Below are 14,545 nucleotides of genomic sequence, written 5' to 3' on the forward strand. Positions count from 1 at the left end.
GCATTTCCTACGTTCGACGCGGGTGGAGTCCGGGAGCATTCATCGGCTGGAGACCTGCTTGCGCGGATGCCGATGTGAATTGATCGCGCCCTTAGATAAAAGATTTTTCGCGCAAGGTGGTGCGCGCCAGCCATTTTTCCCCTTTGCGCACCGGTTCGCCGGTGTGCAGGGTCATGGCGTCCGGTGCGCCGCCGGAGGTGAGATTGAAATGGCACAGCGCCATGCGCGGCCGGCCGGATATTTTCTTGTCTATTTTCAGGTAATGGGTTTCGCCGCCCTGTTCCGGGGCGCGCAGATACACGAGGAACGACGCGATGCGCTGGCCGGAGTGATCGCCGTGGCGGCGGTTGTTCTCCAGGCGCGCGGCATCGAAGTAATCGGTGTGCGGCGCGTAGCTGTCCTGGAGCCGATAGCGCAGCACCGAAAGGGGCTCGACATGCGTGGCGGGCAAATCAAAGGCTGCTGCGATGCGCCGTTCGATGTTGCGTACCACGGCGTCACAGTCGGGAATGTAGAACACCGCGGCATCGCCGCTGAATGCGGTCTGTTCGCCCGACAGGCGTTCGAGTGTGGCCTCGCGCGCGGGCACAAAACGTGCCTGAGCCTGCGCCATGAGGTGCGCGCATTCACCGACACTTACGAACTGGTCCACGGTAAAGATCCGCGGTGCGGCGTTGATTGTGTCGGGCGCTTGCGGCCGGTACGCATGGGCACCGGATAATTTGGCTGCACCTGCCAGAGTAAATGTGGGGTCGCCGAGCGTGGCAAGATTGTCCAACGCAAATTGCAACAAGGCCGGCGGAGCAGCGCAGAGTCTTTTGTCGAATTCGAAGCGCTGCTGAAAAGTGCGCAATCGCAAACGCAGTTGGTCGGCGAGCAGTGCAGCGCGTTCGTGAGTCGCCGCGTCCAGGCGCGCGTCGTGTAGCGCAAATTCCTCGGCGGCCAGCGGGTATTGCGCGAAGGCGGCGAGTGCCAGGCAGGCGTGGGCTGCCGGCCAGAGTGCTGCGTCTGCGGCCGCGGCGCAGCGCAGGCCGAAATTGAACAGGCCGTGCGGGTCGGCGAGCGCCACGGCGCGCAAATAGTTTTCAGCCGCGGCGCGTGCATCGGGTGGGGCGCCTAGGCCCTCGTCCTGCATGTAGGCGAGATTGCACAGTGCGTGCGGGTAGGCCTGCGCGGCGGTGCGTGCGTACCAATGCAAAGCCTGCGCGTCGTCGCGCGGCACGCCGCGTCCGAGCATGTAAAGGTCGGCCAGGCGATCCTGAGCCACGGGGTGGCCGCGCTCCGCTGCCTGCCGATACCAGCGTGCGCATTCCGCGGCCGCGTCTGGCAGCACGTGGAATTGTGCGTACACATGACCCAGAGCGAGCTGTGCTTCCATGTAATCCGCCGCGGCGGATTTTTTCAGCGACGCCAATCCCGCGGCGAATTCCGCTGTGTCATGCGCGTTGGCCGTCAGCAGTGCCTGGCCGCGCGCGAACCACTCTTGTGGCGTAGGCATGGCAGCAGTGTAACAAAGCGGCTTGGTCAACTGGGTGTGCCGGGTTAAGCTGTACGCCCTCGTTGGCGGGTGTACACATGGGCTTGAGCGGAAGACACATCGTGCTCGGCGTCACCGGCGGCATTGCCGCCTACAAATGTGCCGATTTGGTGCGTCGGCTGCGCGAAGCCGGTGCCGAAGTGCAGGTGGTGATGACCGCGGGTGCACAGCGCTTCATCACGCCGCTGACTTTTCAGGCAGTCTCGGGCCGGCCGGTGCGCACCGAACTCTGGGACACCGCGGCCGAATTCGGCATGGGCCACATTGAACTCGCGCGCTGGGCGCAGCTGGTGCTGGTGGCGCCGGCCACCGCAGGCTTTCTCGCGCGCTTTGCGCACGGGAATGCCGACGACCTGCTCACTACTCTATGTCTGGCCACGCAGGCACCGCTGGCGGTCGCGCCTGCGATGAACTGGGTGATGTGGGAAAACGCCGCGACCCAGGACAACCTGCAGCGCCTGCGCGCGCGTGAGGTACGCGTGCTCGGACCGGCGGAGGGCGAACTGGCGGAAGGTGAAGCCGGCGTGGGGCGCATGCTGGAACCGGCGGAGATCGTCGCTGCGCTCAGCGACCAGCCGTTGCGTCTCGATGGCGTGCGCGTGCTGGTGACCGCCGGACCCACGCGCGAGCCGCTGGATCCGGTGCGTTACGTGAGCAATCGCAGCTCCGGCAAGATGGGCTACGCAGTGGCGCGTGCCGCGGCCGAAGCCGGCGCCCGGCTCACGCTGGTGAGCGGCCCGACCCATCTGCCAACGCCGCGCGACGTGCGCCGCGTGGTTGTGGAAACCGCCGCCGAGATGCAGCGCGCGGTCATGGCGGAAGTTGCCGCCGCGGACATCTTCATCGGCGCCGCCGCGGTCAGCGACTATGCGCCCGCGCGTGCGGCACCGCAGAAGATAAAAAAGCGCAGCGCGGCACTGCAACTGAAACTCGCCCGCACGCCGGACATTCTTGCCGAAGTCGCCGCACGCAAGTCGCGGCCCTTCACGGTCGGGTTTGCGGCGGAAACCAAGGATCTGGAAGTCAATGCGCGCGCCAAGCTGCAGAAGAAAAATCTGGATTTGATCGTGGCCAACTGGGTGGGCGGCGGCCGCGGCTTCGATGCCGAGGACAACACGCTCAGCGTCTATTGGCCGCAGGGCGCCGCCGAACTTGGCCGCGGACCGAAACTCGAGCTGGCGCGCAAGCTGGTGCAGCTGATTGCCGAGCATTATGCCCGGCGCCGCTGAAACCTTGGCCGGTCAAAACTTGCGGGGCACTGCATGCGCGTGAAGGTGAAGATTCTCGATGCGCGCATCGGTGCTGAATTTCCCCTGCCGCATTACGCCACGCCCGGATCCGCCGGCCTGGATCTGCGTGCCTGTCTCAAGCAGTCCCTGACCCTCGCGCCCGGCGACAGCGCGCTCATCCCCAGTGGCATCGCGATACACATCGCCGATCCCGGTTACGCCGCCATGCTGTTGCCGCGTTCCGGCCTCGGCCACAAGCATGGCATCGTGCTTGGCAATCTGGTGGGCCTGATCGATTCCGATTATCAGGGCGAGGTGTTGATTTCCTGCTGGAACCGCGGACGCGAAGCCTTCAACGTGCAGCCCGGCGAACGCATTGCGCAGATGATCATCGTGCCGGTAACCCAGGCGAATTTCGAAGTAGTGGCGGATTTCGAGCGCAGCGAGCGCGGCGCCGGCGGTTTTGGCCATTCGGGCCGGAATTGAAATTGCAGGAGCGGCAATTTCCGTCGCAAATGTTTCCCGGTCTGGAAATCGCGCCGCCGACCGTCGCCCCCAAAAGATAACGGCGGTCAGCGGTCGCCGCTGTTCGAGTTGGCGGTCAACTCCTGGAAGCGTTTGATGTAGGCGTCATACTGCGCCTGCAGCGCCGGTTTCTGTTGTTGCTGCTGCACCAGCAATTTTTGATCGGCCTCCAGCTGTTGCTGGGTGCTGAGCAGGTTGTCTTTGAGCTCCGCCGGTATGGGGCGGTGCTGGCGCTCAAGTTCCTGCTCGCGTTTTTGATAAGAGGCGAGATTGCCCTGCAGGCCGCTGATGGCGGCGTTGGTGATGTCTATTTGCGCGTCCAGCGCCTTGAGACGCGTGTCGCGGTCCTCTTTGATGTCGGCCACCGAAGTGTAGGTGTCGAGCAGCATCTGGTCGGTGGCCTGCTGCGCCTGTTCCTGTTGCGCCTTGGCCGCAGCCGCGGCCTTGTCCTGCGGCGCTTCCGCAGGCTTGTGGGCCTGGATGGTTTTCACCGTCAGGCCTTCGCTGTTGAGTACTTCAAGCGTCTGGTTGGCATACTCCGGCGGCACGCTGCTGCCGTAATGCACGATGCCGTTCTTGTCCACCCATTTGTAGAGCCTGGGGCTCTTGTCCTGGGCAAATGCACCGCCAGCGAACACGGTCGCCAGCGCGGCTGCCAGGATGAGCGCAAGGACGCGGGTTTTCATGGTTTAACCGTCAATCAACACTGTGTACACCGGCCTCAGTATAACGCGCCTCCCGGACACAGCGTTTCAGGCACCGAAACGTTGACGGTAGGCGCGCAGCGCCGCGAGCACGCCGGCCTGCTCGGGGCGGTTTTTGAGCCAGGCCACCAGATCCTCAAGCCGTGCGATCGCGGCCACCTCCAGGTGTTCGGTTGCGCGCAGTTCGGCAATCGCGGACGTTTCACCCTGGCCACGTTCCTGGCGGTCGAACGCGATCACCAGACCCACGGCCGACGCGCCCGCGGCGCGAATCAGGCCGAGCGCTTCGCGCACCGCGGTGCCGGCGGTGATCACGTCGTCCACGATCAGTACGCGGCCGCTGAGCGGCGCGCCGATCAGCTGGCCGCCTTCGCCGTGATCCTTGGTCTCCTTGCGGTTGAAGCACCACGGCAGGTCACGGCCGTGGTGTTCGGCGAGCGCTGCGGCCGTGACCGCGACCAGCGGGATGCCCTTGTACGCCGGTCCAAACAGCATGTCGAACTCAATACCGGAGTCCACAATGCAGTTTGCGTAGAAGCGTCCCAGCGCGGCGAGTGCCGCGCCGGAATTGAACAGGCCGGTGTTGAAGAAGTAGGGGCTGGGGCGCCCGGATTTGAGGGTGAATTCTCCGAAGCGCAGCACTCCGCGCTCCAGGGCGAAGTCGAGAAATTCGTGCTGATAATTCCGCATGCCCGGTTCCGGCGGACGCAAAACGCCGGGTATGATACACGCTCCTTGCGTGCGAGGCCTTGCGGCATGCGCATCATTACGCTCAACGTCAACGGTGTGCGCTCCGCGGCGCGCAAAGGCCTGTTCGAGTGGCTGCCGAAACAGCGTGCCGATGTCGTGTGCCTGCAGGAAACCAAGGCGCAGGCCAGCCAGCTCACCGATCCGGCATTCCGGCCCGAGCATCACCATTGTTTCTATTTCGACGCGCAAAAAAAAGGCTACGCCGGCACCGCGCTGTTCATGCGCCGCGAGCCGGATGAGGTAATCATGGGTATCGGGGCCCGGGAGTTCGATGCCGAGGGCCGCTATCTCGAGGCGCGCTTCGGAAAAATTTCCGTGGTGTCGCTGTACCTGCCGTCGGGTTCGTCGGGTCCCAAGCGCCAGGCGTCCAAGAACCGCTTCCTTAAGATCTTCATGCCCTACCTCAAATCGCTGCGCCGCAAGAACCGCGAATACATCCTGTGCGGCGACTGGAACATCGCCCATCGGGAAATCGATCTCAAGAACTGGCGCAGCAACCAGAAGAATTCCGGCTTTCTGCCGCACGAACGCGCATGGATGGACGAGCTGTTCAGCGCGGCGGGCTTCGTGGACGCGTTCCGCATCGTGGATCCCCGCCCCGGACAGTACACCTGGTGGTCGAACCGCGGCCGGGCGTGGGCGAAGAACGTCGGCTGGCGCATTGATTACCAGGTGATTACGCCAGGACTGAAACGCGCGGTGCAAAAAGCGCGCATCTATACCGCACAGCGCTTTTCCGATCACGCCCCGCTGATTCTGGATTACGCCGGAAAACTGTGAACGCTCCCGCGAAGGCGCGTGCCTGGTTACCGGAGGCGTGGATGACGATGGCGCGCGCCGCCTGGAACCGGCGCGTCGGCATCACGCTGGTGCTCGGGTTTTCCTCGGGGCTGCCGCTCGCGCTGTCCGGTTCGACGCTGCAGGCCTGGATGGCGACGCTGCACGTGGACGTCGAAACCATCGGTATCTTCTCGCTCGTGGGCCTGCCGTACTCGCTCAAGTTCCTGTGGGCACCGTTCATGGATCGCTACGTGCCGCCGTTCCTCGGCCGGCGCCGCGGCTGGATTCTGCTCGCGCAACTTGCGCTCGCGGCGTTGCTGGTGGCCATGGCGTTCACCAATCCCGCGATGCACGTCTGGCGCATGGGCATCCTCGCGTTCGCGCTGGCGTTCGCTTCCGCCTCGCAGGACATCGTGTACAACGCCTACTTCACGGACATTCTGCGGCCCGCCGAGCGCGGCCTGGGCGCCGCGGTGCAGGCCGGCGGTTACCGGCTGGCGATGATCGTCGCGGGCGCGATCGTGCTCATACTTTCCGACCGCATCGGCTGGCGCGACAGCTATCTGCTGATGGCGCTGCTGATGGTGCTCGCGATCATTCCCTCGATCCTCGGCCCCGAGGCGGAGCATCCGGCCGCACCGCCGCGCACGCTCGCCGAGGCGGTGGTGACGCCGATTCTCGAATTCGTGGCGCGCCGCGGCATGCTGTGGCTGCTGTTGCTCGTGGTGCTTTACAAGTTTGGCAACTGGTTTTCAGGCCTGTTGACCAATGCCTTCCTCATCGAGGGGCTGCATTTCACCGCCACCGACGTGGGCGTGGTCAATAAGGGCTTTGGCCTCGCGGCCACCATCGTCGGGGTGTTTCTGGGCGGCGTGCTCATGACGCGGCTGCGGCTGTTCCGCGCCATGCTTTATTTCGGCGTGCTGCAGGTGGTGTCCATATTTGCCTTCCTCGCGCTCGCGCTCATCGGCCACAACTACGTCGGTCTGGTGGTGGCCGTGGGCGTGGAAAATCTCGCCTGGGGCATGGGCACCGCGGCGTTCATCGCCTATCTCATGGCGCTCTGCGACCACCGCTACACCGCCTTCCAGTTTGCCCTGCTGTCGGCGCTGGATTCAGTGTCGCGGGTGATCCTGGGCCCGCCCGCTGGTTACGTGGCGCAGCACTGGGGCTGGAGCGCGGTGTTCGTGGTGAGTGCGCTGCTCGGAATACCGGGACTGGTGCTGCTGATCGCCTTGCGGCGCCGCATCGCCGAGGTGGAATTCCGCCACACACCCGCCGCCGCTTAGTGGTCCGAGTGCTTCAGTGCAGGCGATTCCGGGGCGGTTCCGGCGCGCCCTGCACCGCCACCGGCGCGGCGTGATGCAGGATCATGCGCCAGCCCTCGCGCGTGAGCTGATAGACGTTGGTGGCGGTCATCGGCGGGCGCTCCCCGGGCTCGCCCGGCACGCTGATGATTTCGTGCAGCACGTGCACCGCGAGCAGCGCATCCTGGGTGCGGGTGATTTCCGCCAGCCGGAAGCGCAGGCCGCTGCCGCTGCGGAACAGGTCCGCCCAGCCCTGGCGCACGGCCTGCAGGCCGGAGAGCTTGACGCTCAGCGGATGCACGCATACCACCGATTCGTTATCCAGCCATACGGCCATCATGGCTTCGAGATTGCCGTCGGCAAAGGCCGTGTAGAATGCGTGCTCGGCTTCGTCAGGTGTGGCAAACATGGTGCACCGCCGTTGAGAACGCCGTGAAGATAAAAGAAATCCCGCAGACTTGCCAAGCCGTACGTTGAACTGCCCATGCCCAAAGCCCTGCGCCGGGTGATCTGCCCGCTTCGCGAATTGCCTGCGCCCGGCGCGCGCGGTTTTTCGCCGCCCGGTGCGCGCTTTCCCGACGAGTGTTTCGTGGTGCGTCACGGCGACGCCGTGTGCGCCTACCGCAATGTGTGTCCGCACGCCGGCAACATGCTCAACTGGAAAGCGGATGCATTTCTCACCCGGGACAAAACCCTGATCATGTGCGCGGCGCACGGTGCGCTGTTCAGCCCGGAGAGCGGAGTGTGCGTGGCCGGCCCGTGCGTGGGCCGTGCATTGCAGGCTGTGCCGGTGAAAATAGAAGATGGAATGCTGGTGGCGTATTTCGAAGGTGCGGCGGAAAATCCAGAAGCCTGAAGTCTACACGCGCCCAGCCGTTCGGGTTTATTCGTCCAGATGATCGAAGGGGCGGGCCCACAACTCGTGACGTTCCTCGTCGCGGTCCACGCCGTAATCCTCGCGCTCCATGTCGAGTGAACCGGACCAGTCTTCGGGGGGATCCACCGGTTTGAGCTGCATCTCGCCCCAGCCGTCCGCGTCCAGCTCTTCCAGTGTGCCGTCGAAATACTGCACGCCGATGGTGCCATCCTCTTCGTCCACGGCCACCACCTCGAAGGTGACGCCCTGCGGATCGGCGTACCAATCGCCCACGGCGGGCAACCAGGATTCGGGTTCCACCGTGCTGCTCATGAGAGTAGTCCCTCCGGGCTGAAGCTTGCTACCATGCATCATCAAGCCCTCGTGCACATGTTATAGAACTCGTACCGGCATAAAGCAAGCGAAAAATGGCATGTGCAAATCGCGGCTTGAATTGACCGGTTTCAAGACTCAGTCCAGCTTGAACCCGTAGCCGTGTGTAACTTCTGGCAATTTTGAACAGCGGATTGCAGACAATGCTGGAACAGTACATCAGCATGTTCATTTCACTGTTTGTGGTCATCGACCCGATCGGCCTGGCGCCCATGTTTGGCGCCATAACGCGCGGCGGCGGTCAGTTGCACCGGCGGCGCATGGCCATCAAGGGCACGATTCTCGCCACCGCCATCCTGCTGGTGTTTGCCGCCATCGGCGACTGGCTGCTGCGCATGCTCGGCATCAGTTTCCCGGCGTTCAAGATCGCGGGTGGTGCGCTGCTGTTCCTGATCGCCATCGACATGGTGTTCGCGCGCCAGTCGGGCGGGCGCTCGGCCACGGAGCGCGAGGAGGAAGAAGGCAAGGCCAAGGAAGACGTGTCGGTGTTTCCGCTCGCCTTCCCGCTCATCGCCGGACCCGGTGCGCTCGCCACCATCCTCATCATGGTGAGCGAGGCGCACGGCAAGATCATGATGTTCGTGGGTCTGGTGGTGGTGGTGCTGCTGGTGCTGGGCATCACGCTTGGCTGCCTGTTGCTGACCAACCGGCTGATGAAGTTGCTCGGTGAAACCGGCGCGAACGTGATCGGCCGGCTGTTTGGCGTGATCCTCGCCGCGCTCGCCGTGCAGTTCATGGTAGACGGCATCCGCGCCGGATTTTTCCACTAAGTCTTTGTTCTGTTGGGACCTTGCGCAGCGCTACTTCACTACCTTCCCGTGTCTAGGGCAGCTAGCGCTTGTTTGGCTAATGCCACGTCGTCGTATTTACCGGGGTGCGCAATAACATACTTAAGAGCTGCGATGGTCATATGTGGGTAGAAAACATGATTCCAGCGCTGTTCCATAGGACTAGGATTTGCGATATAGCCCTGAATATTTCGTACACGTTGTACAGAGAGCGCATGCGGGTCGCCATGCGTGAGCATGTATTGAGCCTGAGCGAGAGAATCTTGACTGGAAAACCATTCCATTGCTTTGTCCAGCGATTCAACCCCGTTCTCCGAGCGCAACAGAAATGCTGCGGCAAACTGGTCGGCCATGTCCTCATTGCTATATGCAGGCAGGCCCCACACGTTCATCAGCGAATGCCCTAATTCGTGCAGTATTACGAAAGATAAGGCTGCAGATTCGTGTTGTTCTATAAGCTGATCCATAAGTTCGTAACATATCGTTATGTCTGGGCTCGAAAATGCGTTGGGAATCCCACATGGTTGAACATGGATATTAAAATCCGTGAAAACAAATTCCTTCTTTAGCATCGAGTATGCAGTTTGTAAGCTGGTTTTGAGCGATTGGACTACGTTTTCAGGAAGTCGAGTTTTGGTTTCTACCTTCCATGTAACATGTTTTGTGATGATTGTGGCGTAGCGGTTATCTAACACTAGCAGGTAAGGACCATAGGAATTTGCTTTGGCGATAAACTCAATGGGTTTATTGCCGATCTGAGTTTGCTTTGTGACTCCTTGAATCTGTCCTTGTGCTCCTTGTTCAAATAGATTCAAGTTTGTCTGATCCACTACATATGCACTGATGTCCTTGTACACGGCGTTATTGACTATTAGGGCCACGGCAATCTCATCACCGGGCTGCGCGTTAGCGATGACTGGGATAGTAACAATGTGTCTGGCTGGTACTGCAACGTTCCCATTGTTAGTTGTAATAATGTAGGGATTTACAGTGACTTCCGCATGTGCCGCCACCGCCGCAAGGGTAAGCAACAATATTAGAAATACTCTACGCATGATGATTTCCCCTGAACGCGTCTCCGTGGGTAGTTATAGCATAGAAGGAGCTTGTATCTGCGGCAATTGACGGGTCAGCGCCGCACGAACACCAGATCATGCACCACGTGGCCGAGCGCGACGCCGCGGCGCTCGAATTTGGTGGGCGGACGTTGTGCGGGCCGGGGCGCGTAGCCGCCGCCGTCAGCGCAGTTGGAAAATGCCGGCGAACTGTCGAGCACAGCGAGCATCTGCGCGGCGTAATCCGGCCAGTCGGTGGCGAGTTGCAGGCGGCCGCCGGATTTCAGTTTTTGTGCCAGCAGCGCGATGAATTCCTTCTGCACGAGGCGGCGCTTGTGATGGCGCTTCTTGGGCCAGGGATCGGGAAAGAACAGCAGCACCGCATCGAGGCTGGCGTCGGGCACGCAGCGCTGCAGCACTTCGACCGCATCGGCGCACACCACACGCACGTTGTGCAGCGGTTCCGCTTCCAGCGTCAGCAGCAGGCGGCCGATGCCCGGCCGGTGCACTTCGATGCCGAGAAAATCCTCCCCGGGATGGGCGCGCGCCAGCGCCAGCAGCGCTTCACCGTTGCCGAAGCCGATTTCGAGCGTGCGGCGCGCCGCGCGGCCGAATGTGGACGTGAAATCGAACGCGCCGTGCGCGGGGTCCAGGCCGTAATGCGGCATCAGCTTGGCGAAGGCGGTGCGCTGGCCGCGCGTGATTCGCCCTTGTCTCAGAACGAAGCTGCGAATCGTGCGCGGCGGTGCGGCGGCCGGCATGGGCAAGGCGCTAGAAGAACAGCCCCTCGATGGGCGAGGAGGCCGAGGCAAAACGCTTCTTCGGCATGCGCCCGGCGCGGAACGCCTCGCGCCCGGCCTCAATGGCTTTCTTCATGGCGCTCGCCATGAGCACCGGATTCTTGGCGTGCGCTATGGCCGAGTTCATGAGCACGCCGTCGCAACCGAGTTCCATGGCGATGGTGGCGTCCGAGGCCGTGCCTACGCCGGCGTCCACGAGAATCGGCACGCGCGCGTTCTCGACAATGGTGAGGATGTTGTACGGGTTGCGGATGCCGAGACCAGAGCCGAGCGGCGCGCCGAGCGGCATGACGGCGGCGCAGCCGAGTTCTTCGAGGCGCTTGGCGATCAGCGGGTCGTCGGTGGTATAGACCATGACGTCGAACCCGTCCTTGACGAGCGTCTCAGCGGCCCGCAGGGTTTCAGTCACGTTGGGATACAGGGTTTTCTGGTCGCCCAGCACTTCGAGTTTCACCAGCGTGCGTCCGTCGAGCAATTCGCGCGCCAGGCGGCAGGTGCGCACCGCGTCCTCCGCCGTGTAGCAGCCGGCAGTGTTCGGCAGGATGGTGTATTGCGACGGCGGCAGCACCTCCAGCAGATTGGGCTCGTTCTTGTTCTGGCCAATGTTGGTGCGGCGCACGGCCACGGTAACAATCTCCGCGCCGCTGGCTTCCACCGCGCGCCGGGTTTCATCCAGATCCTTGTATTTCCCGGTGCCGATCAGCAGGCGCGAATGGAAATTATGTCCGGCGACGGTGAAGATATCGGCGGAAGGATTGACTTGCTGGATAGCGGTGTTCATCTAGACTCTCTGCGCTGAATGTTGATCCTAGCTGTTTGTCGGAGTGTCAAACCATCCATGGTGCGCCTACCTGTCACGATATCGCTGTCGTGGCGTTCGGCGGGATCCGACGGCCATTGGCTGTCCGATACAGATACCCGCCTCACCCGCCGCCGATGGCGTGGACGATTTCCACCTTGTCGTCGGGGCGGAAGCGGTAGCCCGGGTGCGTGCTGCGCGGTACGATCTCGCCGTTCACTTCCAGCGCCACGCGCCGGCCGGCGAGTTCCAGCCGGTCGAGCAACTCGCGTGCGCTGAGCGCATCGGGGATGTCGGTGGGAGTGCCGTTGAGCTGGATCTGCATGTTGCACGTCACGCGCTGTGCTGCCTGCATTCTACCGCAGGCGCCAGCGGGGAGTGCGGGCACGCATCGGTGTCCCGTCAGTACCGGAGGTTTTCGGCTTGCTGCTAGAATGATCCGCGCGCGGGTGTAGTTCAATGGTAGAACTGCAGCTTCCCAAGCTGCTAACGTGGGTTCGATTCCCATCACCCGCTCCAGTATTATTGAGTGAGTGAGCGGGGAACCGTCCCTGGTGGGCTAACCGGCCGATACTTCCATGTATCGGCGCTCGGCGGGATCGGACAGCCAGTAGCTGTCCGATAAAATCACCCGCCTCGCCCATCATCCGCTCCAGGATTATTGCGTTGGACAGAGGGGCACCGCCCGTAACCGGACGGGTCCCCGGGCGTTTTCGCAGCGGGACGCGCGCATCGTCCTTGATTGCGCCAGCCGCATTATCGTTTGAGGGATCATCATGCCGACCAAGCCGCATCTTCCCGAACGCAAACCCGGCTCGCCTCCCGGCCACTCGCCGCACCGGCCATGGAAGATCGCCGGTATTGTGGTCGCGTGCATCATCGCGGTGATCATCATTCTGGTCATCGTGTTGCCGTTCGTCATCAACCCCAACGATTTCAAGCCGCAAATCGTCAAGGTCGTGAAGGACAAGACCGGGCGCGAACTCAGCATTTCCGGCAACATAAAACTGTCCATTTTCCCGTGGCTGGGTGCGCAGATCGGGCCGATGGCGCTCGGCAACGCGCCGGGTTTCGGCAACACGCCGTTCGCGAGCATCAATGAAACCGACGTGCACGTGAGATTCTGGCCGCTGTTGCGTGGCAAGATCGAAGTCGGCACCGTCAAGCTCGACGGCCTGCAGCTTGACCTGGAGCGCGATGCCCGCGGCCGCAACAACTGGCAGGACATACTCGATCATCTGAAGAGCGGCGGCGCACCGGCGTCCGCGGGCGGCAGCTCCGGCAACGGTCTGGCCAATCTGCAGATACAGGGCTTCAGCGTGACCAACAGCGGCCTGGTGTGGCGCAACGCGCAAAAGCACCAGCAGTACATCCTCAGCGCCTTCCAGTTCGACATGGGTGCATTTGCGTCCGGCAAACCGATGCGCGTGACCACCAGTTTCGATTTCAGCGGCACCAACCCGCAGCTCGGCGGACATGCGGATTTCAAGGGCACGGTGTCGGCGGATCTGGCGCACAAGATCTATTCCGCCAGCAACGCCCGGCTCGTGCTCAGCGCCGGCGGCGACGCGGTCCCGGGCGGGCAGGTCCATGCGCAACTGCAGTGGCAGCAGGGTGCGCTGAACATGGACGCCGGCACGCTCGCGGTCAACGGTCTCATTGCGAGCGCCTACGGCGTGAAGCTGCAGGCCGACGCTGAGGGCCGCGGCCTGCATGAGCAACCGAGCTTCAACGGCAGTCTGACGCTGGCCCAGTTCTCCCCGCGTGCGGTATTCACCGCGCTGGGTCACGCGAGTCTGGCCAATACCCGCGATCCGCAGGCGCTCGCCCAGGCCTCAGGCGCGCTGAATTTCGTGAGTTCCAGTGATGCCGTCACCGTGCAGGACCTGAACTTCAAGCTGGACGACAGCACGCTTACCGGCACCGTGAGCGTCAAGGATTTCAGGAGCCGGGCGCTGGAATTCAACCTGAACGTGAATCAACTCAATGCTGACCGTTATCTGCCGCCGCAGAAAGCCGCCACGCCGGCGCAGCCGCGCGAACCCACCGACATCAACAAGATCAGCCTGTCGGTGCGCAGCTTGCGCGCGCTGAATGTCGACGGCCAGCTGCATGTCGGGCAGCTTACGCTGCTTAATACCCACAGCAGCGAGCTGAGCGTGGGCGTGCACGCCGCGAACGGCGTGGTGCAGGTCGATCCGCTCGCGGCGCAGCTCTATGGCGGCACGCTCACCGGCAGCGTGCGCATCGATGCCGGCAGCGATACCCCCGTCGTCACCGAGAAGCTGAGCCTGCAGAACGTGCAGGCCGGCGGATTGCTGCAGGATATGCTCGGCGTGAAGCGTTTGAGCGGCACCGCCAACCTGCAGGTTGCCACACGCGCGCTCGGCCCGACCGTAGGCGAGATGCGTCACACCCTGAACGGCAAAATGAGTTTTGCGTTGAAGAACGGCGCCATCCAGGGCATCAATATATGGAATGCCATCGCGCGTGCCGAGGCGCTGGCCAGGCATCAGCCTGCGCCGCCCCCGGCCGCCAATCAGACGGAATTTGCCAGCCTGCAGGGCAGCGGCGCCATACGCAACGGCGTACTCGACAACCGCGATCTGGTGGCGCAACTGCCGTTCCTGAATCTGGACGGCAGCGGCAAGCTGGATCTGGCGGAAAACACCCTGGATTACAGGTTCAAGGCCCACATCACCGGCACGCCGAAGCTCGGCGCGAAATCGGACCTGAGCGGGCTGGCCGGCAAAACCATTCCATTGAAAATCAGCGGCACACTCACGCGCCCCAGCATCACGCCGGACATCGCGGGCGCGGTGCAGGAACGCGCGCACGCCGAGGTGCAGAAGAAAAAACAGGAAGTGCGCGGCCGGCTTGAGAATCAGATCCGCGACAAGCTCAAGGGGCTGTTGAATCCCAGTTCGCCGCCTGCATCCGGGACGCACATGCATCCCCCTACGGCGCTGGGTCAAAGCCAACGATGAGGGCCATGTGCGGCTATTGGCCGTAACGCTGATCT

At 62.8% G+C, this 14,545-nt stretch carries 16 protein-coding genes and 1 tRNA gene; 8 read left to right on the forward strand and 9 right to left on the reverse strand.

The genetic code is table 11. The features are described 5' to 3' along the window. Window positions 1–91: 91 nt before the first annotated feature. Entirely contained in the window at window positions 92–1,498 is a 1,407-nt protein-coding gene (locus VJR90_01345) for a 2OG-Fe(II) oxygenase (protein HKV96122.1), read from the reverse strand. Between the two features lie 77 nt (window positions 1,499–1,575). Here VJR90_01345 and coaBC point away from each other — a divergent pair, with 77 nt between their 5' ends. Both coaBC and dut read left to right on the forward strand, forming a co-directional pair. Continuing rightward, window positions 1,576–2,766 (forward strand): bifunctional phosphopantothenoylcysteine decarboxylase/phosphopantothenate--cysteine ligase CoaBC, encoded by a 1,191-nt coding sequence (gene coaBC / locus VJR90_01350; protein HKV96123.1) that lies wholly within the window; start codon window positions 1,576–1,578, stop codon window positions 2,764–2,766. A 33-nt stretch (window positions 2,767–2,799) separates the two neighbouring features. Further along, window positions 2,800–3,252, forward strand: a complete 453-nt coding sequence (gene dut / locus VJR90_01355; protein ID HKV96124.1) for a dUTP diphosphatase — start codon at window positions 2,800–2,802, stop codon at window positions 3,250–3,252. Between the two features lie 86 nt (window positions 3,253–3,338). Here dut and VJR90_01360 read toward each other — a convergent pair whose 3' ends face one another. Together VJR90_01360 and pyrE are read right to left on the reverse strand one after the other, a co-directional pair. Continuing rightward, window positions 3,339–3,977, reverse strand: a complete 639-nt coding sequence (locus VJR90_01360; GenBank protein HKV96125.1) for a DUF4124 domain-containing protein — start codon at window positions 3,975–3,977, stop codon at window positions 3,339–3,341. A gap of 66 nt (window positions 3,978–4,043) precedes the next feature. Beyond that, the gene (pyrE, locus tag VJR90_01365; protein ID HKV96126.1) at window positions 4,044–4,685 is read right to left on the reverse strand and encodes an orotate phosphoribosyltransferase; all 642 of its coding nucleotides are present in this window, start codon (window positions 4,683–4,685) and stop codon (window positions 4,044–4,046) included. A 66-nt stretch (window positions 4,686–4,751) separates the two neighbouring features. Here pyrE and VJR90_01370 point away from each other — a divergent pair, with 66 nt between their 5' ends. Together VJR90_01370 and VJR90_01375 are read left to right on the forward strand one after the other, a co-directional pair. Further along, entirely contained in the window at window positions 4,752–5,525 is a 774-nt protein-coding gene (locus tag VJR90_01370) for an exodeoxyribonuclease III (GenBank protein ID HKV96127.1), read from the forward strand. A 41-nt stretch (window positions 5,526–5,566) separates the two neighbouring features. Beyond that, window positions 5,567–6,814 (forward strand): MFS transporter, encoded by a 1,248-nt coding sequence (locus VJR90_01375; protein HKV96128.1) that lies wholly within the window; start codon window positions 5,567–5,569, stop codon window positions 6,812–6,814. A gap of 13 nt (window positions 6,815–6,827) precedes the next feature. Here the strand turns inward: VJR90_01375 and VJR90_01380 are convergent, their stop codons facing one another. Next, window positions 6,828–7,241, reverse strand: coding sequence for a nuclear transport factor 2 family protein (locus VJR90_01380; protein ID HKV96129.1), 414 nt, complete (start codon window positions 7,239–7,241; stop codon window positions 6,828–6,830). Between the two features lie 75 nt (window positions 7,242–7,316). Here VJR90_01380 and VJR90_01385 point away from each other — a divergent pair, with 75 nt between their 5' ends. Continuing rightward, window positions 7,317–7,688, forward strand: coding sequence for a Rieske (2Fe-2S) protein (locus VJR90_01385; protein HKV96130.1), 372 nt, complete (start codon window positions 7,317–7,319; stop codon window positions 7,686–7,688). Between the two features lie 27 nt (window positions 7,689–7,715). On the opposite strand, the gene VJR90_01390 is transcribed toward VJR90_01385, so the two are convergent. Beyond that, window positions 7,716–8,021, reverse strand: coding sequence for a DUF6763 family protein (locus VJR90_01390; protein ID HKV96131.1), 306 nt, complete (start codon window positions 8,019–8,021; stop codon window positions 7,716–7,718). 203 nt (window positions 8,022–8,224) lie between these two features. Here VJR90_01390 and VJR90_01395 point away from each other — a divergent pair, with 203 nt between their 5' ends. Continuing rightward, window positions 8,225–8,851, forward strand: a complete 627-nt coding sequence (locus VJR90_01395) for a MarC family protein (GenBank protein ID HKV96132.1) — start codon at window positions 8,225–8,227, stop codon at window positions 8,849–8,851. 38 nt (window positions 8,852–8,889) lie between these two features. On the opposite strand, the gene VJR90_01400 is transcribed toward VJR90_01395, so the two are convergent. From VJR90_01400 to thiS, 4 genes are all read right to left on the reverse strand, one after another. Continuing rightward, window positions 8,890–9,924, reverse strand: coding sequence for a DUF4344 domain-containing metallopeptidase (locus VJR90_01400; protein ID HKV96133.1), 1,035 nt, complete (start codon window positions 9,922–9,924; stop codon window positions 8,890–8,892). Window positions 9,925–9,998: 74 nt separating this feature from the next. Beyond that, a complete protein-coding gene (trmB, locus tag VJR90_01405; protein ID HKV96134.1) occupies window positions 9,999–10,685 on the reverse strand; it encodes a tRNA (guanosine(46)-N7)-methyltransferase TrmB in 687 nt (228 codons plus the stop codon). A 10-nt stretch (window positions 10,686–10,695) separates the two neighbouring features. After that, on the reverse strand, window positions 10,696–11,505 hold the full coding sequence (locus VJR90_01410; GenBank protein ID HKV96135.1) for a thiazole synthase: 810 nt from the start codon (window positions 11,503–11,505) through the stop codon (window positions 10,696–10,698). A gap of 142 nt (window positions 11,506–11,647) precedes the next feature. Further along, window positions 11,648–11,848, reverse strand: coding sequence for a sulfur carrier protein ThiS (thiS, locus tag VJR90_01415; protein ID HKV96136.1), 201 nt, complete (start codon window positions 11,846–11,848; stop codon window positions 11,648–11,650). A gap of 120 nt (window positions 11,849–11,968) precedes the next feature. On the opposite strand from thiS, the gene VJR90_01420 reads away from it, so the two are divergent. Further along, window positions 11,969–12,042: transfer RNA gene (locus VJR90_01420), tRNA-Gly, on the forward strand. A gap of 257 nt (window positions 12,043–12,299) precedes the next feature. Next, window positions 12,300–14,510: an AsmA family protein gene (locus VJR90_01425; protein ID HKV96137.1), complete on the forward strand. Its 2,211-nt coding sequence runs from the start codon at window positions 12,300–12,302 to the stop codon at window positions 14,508–14,510. Window positions 14,511–14,545 lie beyond the last annotated feature (35 nt).

Source organism: Gammaproteobacteria bacterium (genome assembly GCA_035279405.1).
GTDB lineage: Bacteria > Pseudomonadota > Gammaproteobacteria > Natronospirales > REEB76 > REEB76.